The sequence below is a fragment of the Kosakonia sp. WA-90 genome (assembly GCF_039871955.1).
Taxonomy (GTDB): Bacteria; Pseudomonadota; Gammaproteobacteria; order Enterobacterales; family Enterobacteriaceae; genus Kosakonia; species Kosakonia oryzendophytica.
Genome location: NZ_JBDPLJ010000004.1, coordinates 172,629 through 189,885 on the forward strand (window position 1 = coordinate 172,629; position 17,257 = coordinate 189,885).

14 protein-coding genes and 1 riboswitch are annotated in these 17,257 nt (G+C 55.8%); of the genes, 4 read left to right on the forward strand and 10 right to left on the reverse strand.

Going from position 1 to position 17,257, the window contains the following annotated elements:
* Window positions 1-47: 47 nt before the first annotated feature.
* The 4 genes from polB to araB form a co-directional block, all read right to left on the reverse strand.
* A complete protein-coding gene (gene polB / locus ABGA49_RS09715) occupies window positions 48-2,405 on the reverse strand; it encodes a DNA polymerase II (RefSeq protein WP_347665493.1) in 2,358 nt (785 codons plus the stop codon).
* Between the two features lie 73 nt (window positions 2,406-2,478).
* Window positions 2,479-3,174, reverse strand: a complete 696-nt coding sequence (araD, locus tag ABGA49_RS09720; RefSeq protein ID WP_061497753.1) for an L-ribulose-5-phosphate 4-epimerase — start codon at window positions 3,172-3,174, stop codon at window positions 2,479-2,481.
* A 100-nt stretch (window positions 3,175-3,274) separates the two neighbouring features.
* The gene (gene araA, locus ABGA49_RS09725) at window positions 3,275-4,777 is read right to left on the reverse strand and encodes an L-arabinose isomerase (protein ID WP_061497751.1); all 1,503 of its coding nucleotides are present in this window, start codon (window positions 4,775-4,777) and stop codon (window positions 3,275-3,277) included.
* A 10-nt stretch (window positions 4,778-4,787) separates the two neighbouring features.
* Window positions 4,788-6,479, reverse strand: coding sequence for a ribulokinase (araB, locus tag ABGA49_RS09730; RefSeq protein WP_061497749.1), 1,692 nt, complete (start codon window positions 6,477-6,479; stop codon window positions 4,788-4,790).
* Between the two features lie 335 nt (window positions 6,480-6,814).
* On the opposite strand from araB, the gene araC reads away from it, so the two are divergent.
* Window positions 6,815-7,660 carry an arabinose operon transcriptional regulator AraC gene (gene araC, locus ABGA49_RS09735; protein ID WP_061497747.1) on the forward strand — a complete coding sequence of 282 codons (846 nt, stop codon included), beginning with the start codon at window positions 6,815-6,817 and terminating at the stop codon, window positions 7,658-7,660.
* 128 nt (window positions 7,661-7,788) lie between these two features.
* Window positions 7,789-8,559, forward strand: coding sequence for a DedA family protein (locus ABGA49_RS09740; RefSeq protein WP_061497745.1), 771 nt, complete (start codon window positions 7,789-7,791; stop codon window positions 8,557-8,559).
* On the opposite strand, the gene thiQ is transcribed toward ABGA49_RS09740, so the two are convergent.
* From thiQ to sgrR, 4 genes are all read right to left on the reverse strand, one after another.
* Window positions 8,553-9,254 carry a thiamine ABC transporter ATP-binding protein ThiQ gene (thiQ, locus tag ABGA49_RS09745; protein WP_347665494.1) on the reverse strand — a complete coding sequence of 234 codons (702 nt, stop codon included), beginning with the start codon at window positions 9,252-9,254 and terminating at the stop codon, window positions 8,553-8,555. The two genes, ABGA49_RS09740 and thiQ, sit on opposite strands and share 7 nt — an antisense overlap.
* The gene (gene thiP / locus ABGA49_RS09750; protein ID WP_347665495.1) at window positions 9,238-10,848 is read right to left on the reverse strand and encodes a thiamine/thiamine pyrophosphate ABC transporter permease ThiP; all 1,611 of its coding nucleotides are present in this window, start codon (window positions 10,846-10,848) and stop codon (window positions 9,238-9,240) included. The genes thiQ and thiP overlap by 17 nt, the downstream gene beginning before the upstream one ends.
* Window positions 10,824-11,807, reverse strand: coding sequence for a thiamine ABC transporter substrate binding subunit (gene thiB / locus ABGA49_RS09755; protein WP_347665496.1), 984 nt, complete (start codon window positions 11,805-11,807; stop codon window positions 10,824-10,826). Before thiB ends, thiP begins: the two co-directional genes overlap by 25 nt.
* Before the next feature lie 30 nt (window positions 11,808-11,837).
* Window positions 11,838-11,938, reverse strand: a riboswitch (TPP riboswitch).
* 36 nt (window positions 11,939-11,974) lie between these two features.
* Window positions 11,975-13,630 carry an HTH-type transcriptional regulator SgrR gene (gene sgrR, locus ABGA49_RS09760; protein ID WP_061497731.1) on the reverse strand — a complete coding sequence of 552 codons (1,656 nt, stop codon included), beginning with the start codon at window positions 13,628-13,630 and terminating at the stop codon, window positions 11,975-11,977.
* A gap of 88 nt (window positions 13,631-13,718) precedes the next feature.
* Between sgrR and sgrT the strand changes: the two genes are divergently transcribed.
* Window positions 13,719-13,871: a glucose uptake inhibitor SgrT gene (gene sgrT, locus ABGA49_RS09765; protein WP_071890731.1), complete on the forward strand. Its 153-nt coding sequence runs from the start codon at window positions 13,719-13,721 to the stop codon at window positions 13,869-13,871.
* A 122-nt stretch (window positions 13,872-13,993) separates the two neighbouring features.
* Window positions 13,994-15,172, forward strand: a complete 1,179-nt coding sequence (locus tag ABGA49_RS09770) for a sugar efflux transporter (RefSeq protein WP_061497730.1) — start codon at window positions 13,994-13,996, stop codon at window positions 15,170-15,172.
* 63 nt (window positions 15,173-15,235) lie between these two features.
* On the opposite strand, the gene leuD is transcribed toward ABGA49_RS09770, so the two are convergent.
* Entirely contained in the window at window positions 15,236-15,841 is a 606-nt protein-coding gene (leuD, locus tag ABGA49_RS09775; protein ID WP_061497729.1) for a 3-isopropylmalate dehydratase small subunit, read from the reverse strand.
* Window positions 15,842-15,851: 10 nt separating this feature from the next.
* Entirely contained in the window at window positions 15,852-17,255 is a 1,404-nt protein-coding gene (gene leuC / locus ABGA49_RS09780) for a 3-isopropylmalate dehydratase large subunit (protein ID WP_061497728.1), read from the reverse strand.
* Between the last annotated feature and the right edge of the window lie 2 nt (window positions 17,256-17,257).

Below are 17,257 nucleotides of genomic sequence, written 5' to 3' on the forward strand. Positions count from 1 at the left end.
TATGGTACTGGATGACACCACGTTCGTATAGACTGAATTGTGTGGCTTTAAAATAATCCCAGTTGCCCTGTCAGTAGTGTAGCAAAATCGTCGTCAATGAAAGGGAGAATTCCTTCCGCAACCGGTTGAAGTTGTTTACTGAGATAGTGATCGTAATCCAGCGGCGAATGCTGATAGTCCACTGGCTCAGGGCCGCTGGTGGTCCAGACATAATGGATGGTACCTCGGTTCTGATACTGCGCAGGACGGCCGCGTTTACGGTTTTCTTCATCCGCCAGCCTGGCGGCGCGAACATGCGGCGGTACGTTGCGTTCATAATCCTTCAGCGCTCGGCGCAGGCGTTTGCGATAGACCAGTTGTGCATCCAGTTCGCCCGCCATCAGGCTGGCGATGGTTTCGCGCACATAATCCTGATAAGGCTCATGACGAAAAATGCGCAGGTAAAGGCTTTGCTGGAATTGTTGCGCCAGCGGGGTCCAGTCGGTGCGCACGGTTTCCAGTCCTTTAAACACCATGCGCTGGTTGTCGCCTTCCTGAATCAAACCGGCATAACGTTTTTTACTGCCCAGTTCGGTGCCGCGAATCGTCGGCATTAAAAAACGACAAAAATGGGTTTCAAACTCCAGTTCCAGCGCGCTCTCCAATCCCTGTGCTCGCAGATGCTCAGCCCACCATGTATTTACCTGTTCAACCAGCGAGTTACCAATGCGCGCGGCTTCTTCCTCGCTGTGCGGTTTTTTGAGCCAGACAAAGGTCGAGTCCGTGTCGCCATAAATCACGTCATAACCCTGTTCTTCGATCAGCGCTTTGGTCTGACGCATGATCGCATGGCCGCGCATGGTGATCGACGAGGCCAGGCGAGGATCGAAGAAACGACAGGCGCTGGTGCCGAGTACGCCATAAAAGGCATTCATAATGATTTTCAGCGCTTGTGAGAGCGGCTTGTTGCCCTGGCGTTTGGCGTCGTCCCGCCCGCGCCATATTTGCCCGACGATTTCCGGCAGGCAGTGTTTCTCTCGCGAGAACCAGGCACCCAGAAAGCCCTCTGTGCTGTGGACGTTATCCGGATGCGCCATGCCTTCGACCAGGCCGACAGGATCAATCAGAAAAGTGCGGATAATCGAGGGGTACAGGCTCTTATAATCGAGCACTAGTACCGAGTCATACAGTCCGGGACGTGAATCCATCACATAGCCGCCGGGACTGGCCTGCGGCGGCACCTCGCCAAGGTTGGGTGCCACAAAACCTGCGCGGTGCATACGGGGAAAATAGAGATGGCTAAATGCGGCGACTGAACCACCATGTCGGTCAACTGGCAAGCCGTTGACTGTCGCACGTTCCAACAGAAATGGCATGATCTCGGTTTTATGGAAAATGCGCGTGACCAGCTCGCAATCTTTCAGGTTGTAGATGGCGAGCGCCGGTTTATCTTCGGCAAAGCGTCGATCGATTTCATCCATCCGATCCCACGGGTTATCAATGGCTTTCCCTTCACCGAGCAGTTCCTGCGATACGGCTTCCAGGGAGAAAGACGAGAAATTCCAGAAGGCGGACTTCAGCGCTTCAATACCGTCGATAATCAACCGGCCGGTGGCCTGTGCAAAGAAGACGCCATTTTTAAAGCCGTGTTCTCGCCACTCCAGTTCGCTGCCCTGACGGCCAAGCGTCAACGGGACACGATAACGTTCAGCGCTTTTTTGCAAAACCCGCAGATCGAACTGCACCAGGTTCCAGCCGATGATCACATCCGGATCGTGTTGAGCAAACCAGGCATTAAGCTTTTCCAGCAATTGCGGGCGACTGGCGACATACTCCAGATCGAAATCCACCTGCTTTGGGTTGCCATTCTCTGGCCCGAGCATATAGACCGTGCGCTGCCCACAGCCTTCAAGGCCGATGCAATAAAGCTCGCCATGGCGGCTGGTTTCGATATCCAGCGAGACCCATTTCAGCGTCGGGCGGTAGTGCGGGTTGGGTTTAAGGCGTGCATTGACCAGCGCCGTTCCCTGACTCTCGCCATCGGCCCACACTGGCGCGGTAATAAAGCGTTCCATCAGAAAGCGTTCAGGCGGGCGCACATCGGCTTCATACACGATGACGCCGCCCTCGCGCAGCGCTTTTTCGATACGCATGAGCTGGCGATGACCACGGCAGTAGAGGCCATATACGGGTTGACGGTGGAAGTCCGACAGAGTCAGGGGCGTTAAGCGCCAGTGGTTTTCACTGCGCAGCAGGAGTTTGGCTTTTTCCACATGGGCGGCGGGAATAAACGCGACCGATTCCTGCGGCGGCAAGACCACGCGCAGCGGGCCGCTGTCTGTCGCCAGCCAGAACTCCACCTCGGTGCCGCCGGGGGTATCCCGCCAGTGTCGGGTTAATAAAAAGCCTTCTCGCGCTTGCGCCACAGCGTTCTCTCATAAAACAAAACCAGGCAAGATTATAGCCTGGTTCGGTGTGATAAGCTGTGGTTTTATACAGTTATTGCCCGTAATAGGCTTTGGCGCCATGTTTGCGCAGATAGTGCTTATCCAGCAGGGTCTGCTGCATCGGCGGCAGGCGGGGTTCGAGCTGACGGCAGAAAATGCCCATGTAGGCCACTTCTTCCAGCACGATGGCGTTATGCACGGCATCGTTGGCATTTTTGCCCCACGCAAATGGCCCATGGGAATGCACCAGCACACCGGGCATTTGCGCCGGATCGATCCCTTTCCTTTCAAAGGTTTCGACGATCACATTGCCGGTTTCCCACTCGTATTCGCCGTTAATCTCTTCATCAGTCATCTTGCGCGTGCAGGGGATTTCACCATAGAAGTAGTCAGCATGCGTGGTACCGGTCGCCGGGATCGGTTGACCCGCCTGCGACCAGATGGTGGCATGCCGCGAATGGGTGTGCACAATGCCGCCAATTGTCGGGAAAGCCTGATACAGCAAGCGGTGGGTGGGCGTGTCCGATGACGGCTTTTTCTGCCCCTCGACCACTTCTCCGGTGGTGATGTCGACCACCACCATATCATTGGCGGTCATCACGCTGTAATCAACGCCAGAGGGTTTAATCACCAGCACGCCTTTGTCGCGATCGACGGCGCTGACGTTGCCCCAGGTTAGGGTGACCAGGTTATGTTTTGGCAGCGCCAGGTTGGCTTCCAGCACCTGACGTTTGAGATCTTCGAGCATACTCCTCTCCTGAAAACATTACCGGATGGCGCTGCGCCTATCCGGCCTGCGGGTTTGTCAGCCCGGTGAATGAAGCGTCACCGGGCGTAAGCGCGAAGATTTAACGTTTTGAACCGTAATAAACTTCGTTCCAGCGCAGGGCATCTTTAAATGCCGGCAGGCGGGTATCGTTATCGATGACGGTCAGCTCAATATCGTTCAGTTCGCTGAACTGGCGCATATCATCGAGGGTTAGCGCCTGACTAAAGACGGTATGGTGCGCACCACCGGCGAGGATCCAGGCTTCCGATGCGGTAGGCAGGTCCGGCTGCGCTTTCCACAATGCGTTAGCGACCGGCAGTTTCGGCAGATCATGCGGGGTTTTCACCGCATCCACGCAGTTCACCAGCAGGCGGAAACGATCCCCCAGATCGATCAGGCTGGCGTTAATCGCCGGGCCGGTTTGGGTAGAGAAGATCAGACGTGCCGGATCGGCTTTGCCGCCGATACCAAGATATTGCACATCAAGGATCGGTTTTTCATGAGTGGCGATGCTTGGGCAGACTTCCAGCATGTGGGAGCCCAGCACCATGTCGTTGCCATTTTCGAAGTGATAGGTGTAATCCTCCATAAAGGAGGTACCGCCTGCCAGCCCGCCGGACATCACTTTCATGATGCGCAACAGCGCAGCGGTCTTCCAGTCGCCCTCGCCAGCAAAACCGTAACCTTGTTGCATCAGACGCTGTACCGCCAGACCCGGTAACTGTTTCAGGCCATGCAGATCTTCAAACGTGGTGGTGAAGGCATGGAAGCCGCCCTCTTCAAGAAAGCGTTTCATCCCCAGTTCAATACGGGCAGCATCCAGGACGTTCTGACGTTTATCGCCATGAACCTGTGCCGCCGGGGTCAGGCGATAGCTGCCTTCGTACTCATCCACCAGCGCGTTAATATCACCATCGCTGACGGCGTTAACCACCTGCACCAAATCACCCACGCCCCAGGTATTGACTGAAAAGCCGAACTTGATTTGTGCCGCGACTTTATCGCCCTCGGTCACCGCCACTTCGCGCATGTTATCGCCGAAACGCACCACTTTCAGATGACGGGTATCCTGTTTGGATACGGCCTGACGCATCCATGCGCCGATACGCGTATGGGCGTGTTTGTCCTGCCAGTGGCCAGTCACAACGCTGTGTTGCAGACGCATACGCGCACCAATAAAGCCGAACTCGCGGCCGCCGTGCGCGGTCTGGTTAAGGTTCATAAAGTCCATATCAATGCTGTCCCACGGCAGGGAAGCGTTGAACTGGGTGTGGAATTGCAACAGCGGTTTGTTGAGGATGGCTAGGCCGTTGATCCACATTTTGGCCGGAGAGAAGGTATGCAGCCACACCACCATCCCGGCGCATTTGTCGTCGTAGTTAGCGTCGCGGCAAATGGCAGTGATCTCATCAGGCGAGGTTCCCAGCGGTTTCAGCACCAGCTTACAGGGTAATTTCGCTTCGGCATTGAGGGCGTTGACCACCTGTTCGGCATGCTTCGTCACCTGTTTCAGGGCTTCCGGCCCGTACAGGTGCTGGCTGCCGATGACGAACCACACTTCATAATTGTCGAAAATAGTCATGATCTTGTCCTTAATGAGTTAAAGCGGCCTGCGAGACTGTCGCGGCTGAAGGGAGATAGTGCTGTTCGGCGCTCTTCGCCCACTGCTGATAACGACGATAGAGCTGTTCAAACTGTTGCGCCTGCGGTGAAGGCTGCAGGGTTTTTTCGACAGCGCTGGCCATCTTCTGCTGCGCCGACGGGATATCCGCATGGACTTCCGCCGCTACGGCCGCAAAGATTGCCGCGCCCAATGCGCAACATTGCTCGGAAGCAACCACCTGAAGCGGACGGTTGAGCACGTCGCAGCAGGCCTGCATTACGCCGATGTTTTTGCGTGCAATGCCGCCCAGCGCCATGACGTTGTCAACGGCGATCCCCTGTTCGGTAAAGCACTCCATAATGGCGCGCGCGCCAAAGGCGGTTGCGGCAATCAGGCCACCAAATAGCGCAGGCGCATCGGTACCCAGATTGAGGTCAGTAATGACGCCTTTCAGGCGTTGGTTGGCATTAGGTGTGCGCCGACCGTTAAACCAGTCGAGCACCACCGGCAGATGTTCAAGAGAAGGATTTTTCACCCATGCGTCAGTCAGTGCGGGCAGAAGCTGTTTCTGGCTGGCTTTGATGTGCGTTTTCAGTTCCGGATGCTGCAGCGCCAGTTGTTCCAGCGGCCAGCCAAGGATGCGACCAAACCAGGCGTAAATATCGCCAAAGGCAGATTGACCGGCTTCCAGACCAATAAACTGCGGAACCACGCTGCCGTCGACCTGACCGCAAATGCCTTTTACTGCGCGATCGCCCACGCTCTGTTTGTCGGCGATCAGAATGTCGCAGGTTGACGTACCAATCACTTTTACCAGCGTGTTCGGTTGTGCCCCTGCGCCAACGGCGCCCATATGACAGTCGAACGCTCCGCCGGAGATCACTACGGATTCGGAAAGCCCGAGGCGTTGCGCCCATTCAGCGGTCAGTGTGCCGACCGGTAAATCTGCGGTGTAGGTTTCGCGAAACAGCGGCCAGTCCAGATGTTTATTGATGATGGGATCCAGCGCGTCGAAGAACGATGCCGGAGGCAGACCACCCCAGCTTTCATGCCACAAGGATTTATGCCCGGCGCTGCAGCGGCCGCGACGAATGGCTTCCGGACGTGTGGTGCCAGAGAGCAGGGCGGGAACCCAGTCGCAGAGCTCAATCCATGATGCAGCCGCCTGGGCGACAGCACTGTCGGCGCGGGTTACGTGCAGGATTTTTGCCCAGAACCACTCACTGGAGTAGATACCGCCAATATAACGGGAGTAATCCGTGCTACCAGGTGTGTGGCACAAGCGGGTAATCGCTTCTGCTTCTTCAACGGCAGTGTGATCTTTCCACAACACAAACATGGCGTTCGGGTTGTCGGCGAATTCGGGTCGCAGCGCCAGCACACGCCCTTCAGCATCAATGGGTGCCGGTGTTGAACCGGTACTGTCCACACCAATGCCTTTGATTTCCGCTCGCTGAGCATCGCTTAATTCCGCCAGCACTGTTTTGAGCGCGGCTTCCATCGACTCAATGTAATCCCGCGGGTGGTGACGGAACTGGTTATGCGGTGCGTCGCAATAGCGCCCTTCCTGCCAGCGTGGATACCATTCCACACTGGTGGCGAGCTCCGCCCCGGATGTGCAGTCTACCGCCAGCGCACGTACTGAATCGCTGCCGAAATCGAGGCCAATTGTGATTGCCATTGTGTTGCTCCATAAGAATAACCGTTAGCAAAAACATAGTGAGCGGCGGCAAAAACCGTCAGGCAGGATCCGCTAATCTTATGGACTAAATTGCTATGGCATCGCAAAGTGTGACGCCGTGCAAAAATTCGATGTGGACATTTCTGCCACCTTTATAGACACTTTCGTTATCCCTTTTAACCCTGCGTGAGGGCGTCGAAAAGGCGTAATCGCTTTTGTCTGGCGGGATTAAGTCATCACCGGGTTTACACCATTTGTTCGCAGATGGCGGAGAAGTGAAGGGATTATCAATATGGACAATTGGTTTCTTTGCCGAGCACGGGAGTATTGCGTTTATGGCTGAATCACAAAATGATCCACTGCTGCCTGGCTACTCGTTTAATGCGCATTTGGTGGCAGGTTTGACACCCATAGAGGCGGGCGGTTATCTCGATTTTTTTATCGATCGTCCGTTGGGGATGAAAGGCTTTATCCTGAACCTCACCGTGCGCGGTGAAGGGATTGTGAAAAACCACGGTAAACAGTTTATCTGTCGCCCGGGTGATATGTTGCTCTTTCCGCCTGGAGAAATTCACCATTATGGTCGTCATCCGGATGCCTCTGAATGGTATCACCAGTGGGTTTACTTCCGCCCGCGTGCCTACTGGCACGAATGGTTAAGCTGGCCGACGCTATTTGCCCAAACCGGTTTTTACCGCCCGGATGAGCCGAATATGGCGCGTTTTCGCGAGCTTTTCGCGCAAATTATCGATGCCGGGCAAAGCGCCGGTCGCTATGCGGAGCATCTTGCGATCAACCTGTTGGAACAACTGCTGTTGCGCAGAATGGAAGCGATCAACGAATCGTTGCATCCGCCGCTGGATAACCGTGTGCGCGATGCCTGCCAGTACATCAGCGATCATCTGGCTGATAACCATTTTGATATTGCAGGCGTTGCGCAGCATGTCTGCCTGTCGCCTTCGCGACTTTCGCATCTGTTTCGCCAGCAACTCGGGGTGAGTGTGCTGAGTTGGCGTGAGGATCAGCGCATCAGTCAGGCGAAACTATTGCTCAGCACGACGCGCATGCCGATTGCCAGCGTCGGGCGTAATGTCGGGTTTGATGATCAGCTCTACTTTTCCCGGGTGTTTAAAAAATGCACCGGAGCCAGCCCAAGCGAATTCCGTGCAGGATGTGAATAATTCGTAAAGATTGGCAATGGTAGGTTCTGAAAAAGGATATAGCCTGTAAAATTTTCAGATAATTGAAGGCTTGACGCTTCCGGCTCTCCTCCGGAGAATCCGGCCTTCGTTGCTGAACAGGACAGGTTATGGAAGCACTGCTGGAACATTTTATTACCCAATCCGCCACATACTCCCTGGCGGCGATTGCGCTGGTGGCCTTTTTCGAGTCGCTGGCGCTGGTCGGGCTGATCCTGCCCGGCACGGTAATGATGGCGGCGCTGGGCGCGCTGATTGGCAGCGGCGAAGTCAATTTCTGGCAGGCATGGTTAGCGGGCATTGTCGGTTGTCTGCTGGGCGACTGGATCTCGTACTGGCTGGGCTGGCGTTTCAAAGCCCCGTTGCACCGCTGGTCGTTTATGAAAAAGAACAAAGCGCTGCTCGATAAAACCGAACACGCACTGCATCAGCACAGCCTGTTCACCATTCTGGTGGGGCGTTTTGTCGGGCCGACGCGCCCATTGGTGCCGATGGTGGCGGGTATGCTGGATCTGCCGGTCAGTAAATTCCTGCCGCCGAACATTATCGGTTGCCTGCTGTGGCCCCCTTTTTACTTCCTGCCCGGCATTCTGGCAGGGGCTGCAATCGATATTCCTGCGGAGATGCAAAGCGGCCATTTCAAATGGTTGCTGTTGCTGGCGGCACTGCTGCTTTGGCTGGCGTTCTGGCTGTGTTGGCGTCTGTGGCGCTCGGGTAAAGCCGGGATCGATCGTTTAACCCCATACCTGCCGCGCCAGCGTCTACTCTGGCTGGGGCCGGGGATGATGGGCGCAGCGGCGATCGCTGTTTTCACGCTGATGGAACACCCGCTGATGCCGGTTTACCTCAACATTCTGGGCAAAGTGATCCGCGGTTACTGACCGTGAATGCCCAGTAATGCAGAGACCGCCGGTTTGCCGCTCAGCAGGTCGGTGGTCTTCCCATCCCAGGCGATACGCCCATCGGCAATAACCAGCGAACGCTCAGCAATGCGCGCAGCGTCCTCAACACTGTGCGAGACCATCAGTAGCGTTAATTGCTGACGACGGCACACATCCTGCACCAAAGCCAGCATCTCCTGACGTAGCGCCGGATCGAGGGCGGAGAAGGGTTCATCCAACAGCAGCAGCGGTTGTTCGCGCACCAGGCAACGGGCAAGCGCCACGCGCTGACGCTGGCCGCCGGAGAGCTGATTTGGCAGTCGATCCAGCAGTGTCTCCAGTCCCATTGTGGCGGCAATCGTGGCCAGTTTCTCCTGTTGATTGTGATTCAGTTTCAGCCCCGGGTTAAGCCCAAGGCCGATGTTCTGGCGCACGGTCAGGTGGGTAAACAGGTTATTTTCCTGAAACAGCATGGATACCGGGCGCTGTGATGGCGGCGTCGACGTGTGCGTGATGCCCTCTATCATCAACGTGCCGCTGGCCGGGGTCAGAAACCCGGCAATCAGATTCAGTAACGTACTTTTCCCGGCACCGCTGGGGCCGAGAATAGCGATGTGCTCCCCCCGTTCGACGGAGAGCGTGAAGCGCATCGGCAGATGCTGGTAAAGCCAGGTGACATCAATCAGTCTTAGCATGGCGGCCCGGAAGTTTTTCAATTACGGTGAAGAGTGCAAAACAGAGCAGCAGCAAAAGCAGTGCGGTGACGGCACCATCCTGGCTGCGGTAAGCGCCGATTTGCTGATACAAATAAAACGGTAAGGTGCGAAAGTCGTCATTGCCAAACAGCGCCACAACGCCAAAATCACCAATGGAGAGCACGCAGGCAAAGGCCAGCGCCTGCGCCAGCGGGCGTTTCAGCGCTGACAGTTCTACCACCCTCAGGCGCTGTAAACCCTGCATGCCCAGCGATTGGCATAGTACGCTATAACGCGCTGTCACATCACGCATTGGGTTTTCCAGCACTTTCAGGGCGTAAGGGATCGCCATCAGCGCGTTGGTGAAGATAACGATGCCATCGGCAGAAGTGGGGACGCCAATGCTGCTGTTGAACAGCAAAAAGAAGCCGGTCGCCAGGACGATCCCCGGCATTGCCAGAATCAGCATCCCGCTCAACTCCATGGCTTGCCCGGCGAGCCGCCGCTCACGTGCGCGTAGCTCGCGGCTGCTCCACAGCAACATCATGGTCAGCACAACACACACTATCCCTGCAGCCAGCGCAATGCGCAGGGAGGTCCACACCGCCTGCCACAGTACCGGTTCAGACAGCACTCTGAGTAAGCTCAGGTTGAAGCCATCAACAATCACCGCCAGTAACGGAGGGAGAAGCAGCAACAGCGCCAGGACGATCAGGGTGATATCGGTTATCCGGCTAAACAGCCGATCTTCCGGGTTACGCCAGCCCTGGATCTGATGGCTTCCGACGGCAATCGCTTTGCTCAAGCGTTGACTGAGCAGCACGAGGCCCAGGCAGCAGACCATCTGGATCAGCGCCAGCATCGCGGCACGGGAGGGATCAAAGTCGAAACTTAATGCCTGATAGATAGCCAGCTCAATGGTGGTCGCCTGCGGCCCACCGCCCAGCGACAGCACCGTGGCAAAACTGGCGAAACAGAGCATAAAAATCAGCGCGGCAACCGCCGGGATCTGGCGGCGCAGCCATGGCCATTCCACAAAGCGGAAAAAGGACCAGCCGCGCATGCCCAGTTGTGCTGCCAGTTGCCGCTGCTCACCGGGGATTTGTTCCAGCGACTGCAGCAACAAACGCGACGCCATCGGCATGTTAAAGAAAATATGGGCTAATAAAATGCCCTGCAAACCATACGGCGAGAAGGTCCATTCCAGCCCAAGCGTGTGGCAGAGTGCGGCAAGCCAGCCCTGGCGACCATACACGCTGAGGATACCGAACACGGCGACCAGTACCGGCAGGATCAGCGTCATTGCGCACAGGCGCAGCAGTGCGAGTCGGCCAGGAAAGCGGCGTCGGTAGAGCGCGCGGGCAAGGAAAATCGCCGGGACGACCGAAAACAGGGCGGAGAGAAATGCCTGCCAGAAGGAAAAACGCACCACATGCCACAAGTAGCTGTCCCGCAGGAAAGCGATAAGTTCAGTCGCCGGTGCGTTTTGCCAGAGTGCGAAAAATGCTGCCAGCGCCACCACCACCAGGAGGGTGGCGGCGGTGACACCGGGGAGCAGCCAGCCTGCAATTAGCGGCTGACGGCGCGTTGCCATGTATTAATCCAGCCCGCGCGCTGTGCAGCGACATCCTGCGGGCTATATTCGAGAGAGGTTTGTGGTTTCGCCAGCGTTTCAAAACCGGCAGGTAGCGTGACATTGCTCACCGGATACATCCAGTTGCCCGTGGGAATGGTGTTCTGGAAAGAGGGCGAAACCATAAATTTGAGGAACTTCCCGGCCAGTTCAGGCTGTTTGCTGGCGGTGGTGCGTGCGGCAACTTCTACCTGCAAATAGTGACCTTCGCTGAAATTCGCCGCCGCATAGTTATCTTTTTTCTCTTCAATCAGATGGTAAGCCGGCGAGGTGGTGTAGCTCAGCACCAGGTCGCTTTCCCCTTTCAAAAACAGACCGTAGGCTTCGCTCCAGCCTTTGGTGACGGTGACCGTTTTCGCCGCCAGTTTCTGCCAGGCTTCCGGGGCTTTGTCGCCATAGACTTTTTGCATCCACAACAGCAGACCCAGACCAGGCGTACTGGTGCGGGGATCTTCGTAAATCACGCGCCATTTTTGATCGCTTTCGACCAGCTCTTTCAGGCTTTTCGGTGGGTTTTTCAGCTTATTTTTATCGTAAACAAAGGCGAACCAGCCATAGTCAAACGGGACAAATGTTTCGTTCTTCCAGCCGCCAGGGACGCTGATCGCATCAGTGGATACGCCGCTTTTGGCGAACAGGTTTGTCTGCGTTGCGGCTTCCAGCAGGTTATTATCCAGCCCCAGCACCACGTCGGCTTTGCTGTTTTTACCTTCCATGCGCAGGCGGTTAAGCAGCGAAACGCCATCTTCCAGCGTCACGAATTTCAGTTCACAGTTACAGTCGGCTTCAAAGGCTTTTTTGACCGCAGGACCCGGCCCCCACTCGGCAGCGAATGAGTCGTAGGTGTAGACGGTCAGTACAGGTTTGGCAAAAACAGGCGCTGCGATCAGCAGCAGGAATGGCAATGATTTTTTTAACACTTTGCACCTCAAAATGGGTGGCAAAGGATTTTGAGTAATAGCCTCAAATCCCTTCGCCGGCGTTATCCGGATCAGGTTCGACGGGTATTTTCTCAGCACGCGCCTGTGGCGCAGCACCCCGTTGAGAACGCCGCTATTGTAATGATTTGGTAAAAAATGCGAAAGCCTTATGGATCCGGCGGCGCAAACCAGGCGGATTTAAAATCGAACCAGCCTAAGGTGTTCATACGCAGACCGCGCATGGAACGCTGGCCCTGGATCATTAACCAGTGATGAATAAGCGGCACAATGGCTTTGCTGGCCAGCAGTTGCTGCGACCAGACGGCAAGATTCATTTCCCCTTTGCGCCACTGTGCGGCATCCGCCTGCCAGTCACGCTGAATACAGTGTTGTACTAACGGGACCTCATACAGGTTAGCAAACACCGAGAAATCCAGCGGCAAGGTAAAGTTGGCGCTGTTGAGCCAGATATCGCTGTCGGCATCACCGCGGTGCCACTCCTCGTAATCCACTTCCTGAACGATCAGCTTCACACCTTGCTGCGCCAGTAAGGTACTCATGGTGCGGGAGAGGGCTTCGTGTTCATTATGTTCGCGATAAAACGTCAACGTCAGGGTTTCCAGTCCTGCGGGTTTCTCTCCACTGCCGGGGCGCGCATGATGCCAGCGTGGCAGCAGGCCATATGCCGGGAACCAGTAACGTTGGTATTGTTCGTTGGCATGCCACAACAGATTGGTCGGCGAGAGAATCTTGCTGACCCATTCTCTGACTTCAGGGTTGGCGCCTCGGCTGGAACGGGCGTCGAACAGCAGATAGTAGCAGCCCTCTTCGAGGCGGCTTTCCACGGCTTTTTCGCCGTCGGTCGGTCCCTCCAGTGTCAGGCCGTTGGTCGGTTCATCGGCCAGGTCCGGTAAAACCCAGACGTTGACCTCATCAATCAGGGCGCGAAAGCCGAAGTAATCGTCAAAAGCATGGATCTTTAACTGATTGCTGGTATTCCGCGTGACGGCGTAAGGACCGGTGCCAATCGGCTGACTGGCAAAATTGCCCAGCGTGTTCCACTCACGCGGCAGGATCATCGACGGGACGTAACCCATTAACCAGGGGAGCCAGTTATCCGGTTGCGTGAGATGAATATCCAGCGTCCACGGCGTGGGTGAGAGCACTTCGCGAATGTGGGAGTAAAGCGGCAGCGCGGTTGCACGCTGGAGCGAGGCAATCACATCGCTCATATCTAATTCACGGCCGTGATGAAAATGGATGCCGGGGCGTAAATAAAAGCGCCAGTGCAGAGGTGATATTAACGTCCAATGGTGGGCAATATCCGCTTCCAGTTCCCCATTTTCCTCATTTATACGCGTCAGTGCACTGAAGATTTGCCGCGCCATATGGGTTTCAGAACGCCGCAAAGCCGTTCCGGGCAGCAGGTTGCGCAGTGGCCGGTAATAGAGCACGCGCAGGATATGTCGACCGCTACGGAAGCTGCGACCGAGATGAGAGACCAGCATCTGACGAACGGCCGTTTTATCCCCCACCAGTTGCACAAGCTGATCGATACGATCCTGCTCCAGCAGGTCTTCGGCGCGCTGCTGTTGCAGCGCAAGGCCGGTATAGAGGAAAGTCAGGCGCGATCGTTTGCCGCGTCCGGCTTCCGCATCCCACGTTAGCCACCCGCGTTGCTGCATGGTATTCAGCAGCGTACGCATGTGTCGCCGCGAGCAGCTGAGCAGATCCGCCAGCTCATTGAGCGTTGTTTCCTGGGATTTTCCATCGCAGCATTGCCACAGACGGATGAACTGTTGTTGCAGGCGACCGGACGACATAAAAGGGGAACTCCTGACAGAAACTCAGCAATTTATTAATCCCTATATTAAGCCAATAATTCTCCGTGATGAAAGCGAGGAGGTGATTATGAAAGGATCATCCACACGGCGATTTTATCTGGACTATTTTCTCGCCACGCAGGATGCATGCTGGCTCGCCTGTCAGAGCGCAAGGCTGCGCCTGAAAATGCTGGAAGAATTGATGCAGTGGGACGTGACAACGCCGATCCGGAAAGGCTGATTCGCGGCCATCATGTGTGACTGAGTATTAGGTGCTAATCACCTGCGCCAGCAAAATCTTTTTTGCTGGCTTTTTTCATTTATTATTTCAACGCTTTTTTCGCCTTTGACAAGGAATTGCTCATGCTCTGGTTGATGACGATGGGACGCCGCCTGAACGGTGTGTATGTCGCTTTTATGATCGTCGCATTTATGATGGGAGTTGCCGGGGCTGTGCAGGCACCGACGCTCAGCCTGTTTCTAAGCCGCGAAGTGGGTGCGGAGCCTTTCTGGGTTGGACTCTTTTATACCGTCAATGCGATTGCCGGGATCCTGGTGAGCCTCTGGCTGGCAAAGCGCTCCGACAGCCAGGGCGATCGCCGGAAATTGATCCTCTTTTGCTGCCTGATGGCGGTTGGCAATGCATTGCTCTTCGCGTTTAACCGCCATTATCTGACATTAATTACCTGCGGTGTATTGCTGGCCTCACTGGCTAATACCGCCATGCCACAGCTTTTTGCGCTGGCCCGTGAGTACGCAGACAGCTCCGCGCAGGAAGTGGTGATGTTCAGCTCGGTCATGCGTGCGCAACTTTCCCTGGCCTGGGTCATCGGCCCGCCGCTGGCGTTTATGCTGGCGTTAAATTACGGCTTTACCGCCATGTTCACCATTGCTGCCGGGCTATTTGTGATTAGCCTGGTGTTAATTGCTTTCTGGTTGCCTTCGGTCACGCGTATTGCGCAGCCAGCCGACGTGGCGGTAACGCAGGTAGGGGGCTGGCGTGATAAAAACGTACGCATGTTGTTTATCGCCTCCACGCTGATGTGGACCTGCAATACCATGTACATTATTGATATGCCGCTGTGGATAAGCCTTGAGCTTGGTCTGCCGGACAAGCTGGCCGGGATCCTGATGGGAACGGCGGCTGGGCTGGAGATCCCGGCGATGATCCTGGCGGGTTATGTGGTTAAACGCGTGGGCAAGCGGCGCATGATGGTGACTGCGGTCGCGGCGGGCGTGCTGTTCTATATGGGATTACTGTTTTTTCATAGCCAGACGGCATTGTTGGTATTGCAACTGTTTAACGCGGTGTTTATTGGCATTGTTGCCGGGATTGGTATGTTGTGGTTTCAGGATCTGATGCCGGGACGCGCAGGTGCGGCAACGACGTTATTCACCAACAGCATCTCAACCGGTGTTATCCTGGCGGGCGTTATCCAGGGCGCGCTGGCGCAACGTTTTGGTCATGGCTCGGTGTATGCAGGGATTGCAGCGATTTCAGTGGCGGCGTTGCTGCTCACCAGTCGGGTCAAAGATGTGTGAGTGGCTGGCAGACCTGCGTATCGAGCAAAACGCCATCCGGTATTACACCGGATGGCGGTTCATTTAGCCCATAAAAGCAGGCTGTTTGTTTTCGTATGCGGCAATAGCGTCTTCATGCTGCAACGTCAGGCCGATGCTGTCCAGACCGTTTAGCATGCAGTGGCGACGGAAGGCGTCAAGCGTGAAGCTGTAAGACTTGTCGCCTGCTTTTACCACCTGCGCTTCCAGGTCAACCTCAAACGTAATGCCGGGGTTGCTTTGCACCAGTTTGAACAAGGTATCCACCTCTTCATCGCTCAGCGTAACCGGCAGCAACTGGTTGTTGAAGCTATTGCCATAGAAGATGTCGGCAAAGCTCGGGGCGATAACCACCTTGAAACCGTAATCGGTTAGCGCCCACGGTGCGTGTTCACGTGAGGAGCCGCAACCAAAGTTTTCGCGCGCCAGTAAAATCGATGCGCCTTTGTATTGCGGAAAATTCAGCACGAACTCCGGGTTCGGCTGCTGGCCCTGATCATCGAGAAAACGCCAGTCGTTGAACAGATGCGCGCCAAATCCTGTACGGGTGACCTTCTGCAAAAACTGCTTCGGGATAATGGCGTCGGTATCGACGTTAGCGGCATCCAGCGGAACAACCAGGCCGGTATGTTGGGTAAATTTCTCTGCCATGGTGGTCTCCTTATTGCTGCAGGCTGCGAATATCAGCGAAATGGCCGGTAACTGCGGCGGCAGCCGCCATAGCCGGGCTCACCAGGTGCGTGCGTCCGCCGCGGCCCTGGCGGCCTTCAAAGTTACGGTTACTGGTGGATGCACAACGCTCGCCTGGGTTCAGGCGGTCATTGTTCATTGCCAGGCACATAGAGCAGCCCGGCAAACGCCATTCAAAACCGGCTTCGATAAAAATCTTATCCAGGCCTTCGGCTTCTGCCTGCGCTTTCACCGGGCCGGAGCCTGGAACCACAAGGGCCTGCACGCCCGGTGCGACTTTGCGCCCTTTGGCGATTTCTGCCGCTGCCCGCAAATCTTCAATACGTGAGTTGGTGCAGGAGCCGATAAAGACTTTATCGATCGCCACGTCGGTCAGCGGAACGCCGGGTTTGAGGCCCATATAGGCCAGCGCTTTTTCCGCGGAGGCGCGCTCTACCGGATCGGCAAAGGAAGCCGGATCGGGAATTTTGTCGGTGACGGAGATAACCTGACCTGGGTTAGTGCCCCAGGTCACTTGCGGCGCAATCTCTTCCGCCTGCAGTGTTACCACGGTGTCGAAGACCGCGTCTTCATCGGTTTTCAGGGTCTTCCAGTACGCGATGGCGTCGTCAAAATCTTTGCCCTTCGGCGCGTGCAGACGGCCCTTCACATAGTTGAACGTGGTTTCATCCGGGGCGACCAGACCTGCTTTTGCGCCCATCTCAATGGCCATGTTGCACAGTGTCATACGGCCTTCCATGCTCAGGGCGCGGATCGCCTCGCCGCAGAACTCCACCACATGCCCTGTACCGCCTGCGCTGCCAGTTTTACCGATAATCGCCAGCACGATATCTTTCGCGGTGATACCCGGCGCGGCTTTGCCTTTCACTTCGATTTTCATGGTCTTCGCACGACCCTGTTTCAGGGTTTGCGTTGCCAGTACGTGTTCAACTTCAGAGGTCCCGATGCCGAAGGCCAGCGCGCCAAATGCGCCGTGCGTTGCGGTATGAGAGTCGCCACACACAATGGTCATGCCCGGCAGGGTAATGCCCTGTTCCGGCCCCATCACATGGACGATGCCCTGATAAGGATGATTCAGGTCATACAGCTCAACGCCGAACTCGTTACAGTTTTTGATCAGCTCTTGCATCTGGATGCGCGCCATCTCGCCGGAGGCGTTGATGTCTTTGGTCTGCGTGGAGACGTTGTGATCCATGGTAGCAAAGGTTTTACCCGGCTGACGAACCGGACGATGATGAGCGCGCAAGCCATCAAAAGCCTGCGGTGACGTCACTTCATGCACCAGATGTCTGTCGATATACAACAGCGGGGTTTCATTTGGCGCTTCATAGACCACATGGGCGTCAAACAGTTTTTCATACAAGCTCTTGGCCATGA

Excerpts from the sequence above, each read along its gene's own strand:
- araA (WP_061497751.1), bottom strand. The coding sequence starts at position 4,777 with ATGACTATTTTCGACAATTATGAAGTGTGGTTCGTCATCGGCAGCCAG.
- araB (WP_061497749.1), bottom strand. The coding sequence starts at position 6,479 with ATGGCAATCACAATTGGCCTCGATTTCGGCAGCGATTCAGTACGTGCG.
- leuC (WP_061497728.1), bottom strand. The coding sequence starts at position 17,255 with ATGGCCAAGAGCTTGTATGAAAAACTGTTTGACGCCCATGTGGTCTAT.
- ABGA49_RS09770 (WP_061497730.1), top strand. The coding sequence starts at position 13,994 with ATGCTCTGGTTGATGACGATGGGACGCCGCCTGAACGGTGTGTATGTC.
- sgrR (WP_061497731.1), bottom strand. The coding sequence starts at position 13,630 with ATGTCGTCCGGTCGCCTGCAACAACAGTTCATCCGTCTGTGGCAATGC.
- sgrT (WP_071890731.1), top strand. The coding sequence starts at position 13,719 with ATGAAAGGATCATCCACACGGCGATTTTATCTGGACTATTTTCTCGCC.
- araC (WP_061497747.1), top strand. The coding sequence starts at position 6,815 with ATGGCTGAATCACAAAATGATCCACTGCTGCCTGGCTACTCGTTTAAT.
- araD (WP_061497753.1), bottom strand. The coding sequence starts at position 3,174 with ATGCTCGAAGATCTCAAACGTCAGGTGCTGGAAGCCAACCTGGCGCTG.
- ABGA49_RS09740 (WP_061497745.1), top strand. The coding sequence starts at position 7,789 with ATGGAAGCACTGCTGGAACATTTTATTACCCAATCCGCCACATACTCC.
- leuD (WP_061497729.1), bottom strand. The coding sequence starts at position 15,841 with ATGGCAGAGAAATTTACCCAACATACCGGCCTGGTTGTTCCGCTGGAT.
- thiP (WP_347665495.1), bottom strand. The coding sequence starts at position 10,848 with ATGGCAACGCGCCGTCAGCCGCTAATTGCAGGCTGGCTGCTCCCCGGT.
- thiQ (WP_347665494.1), bottom strand. The coding sequence starts at position 9,254 with ATGCTAAGACTGATTGATGTCACCTGGCTTTACCAGCATCTGCCGATG.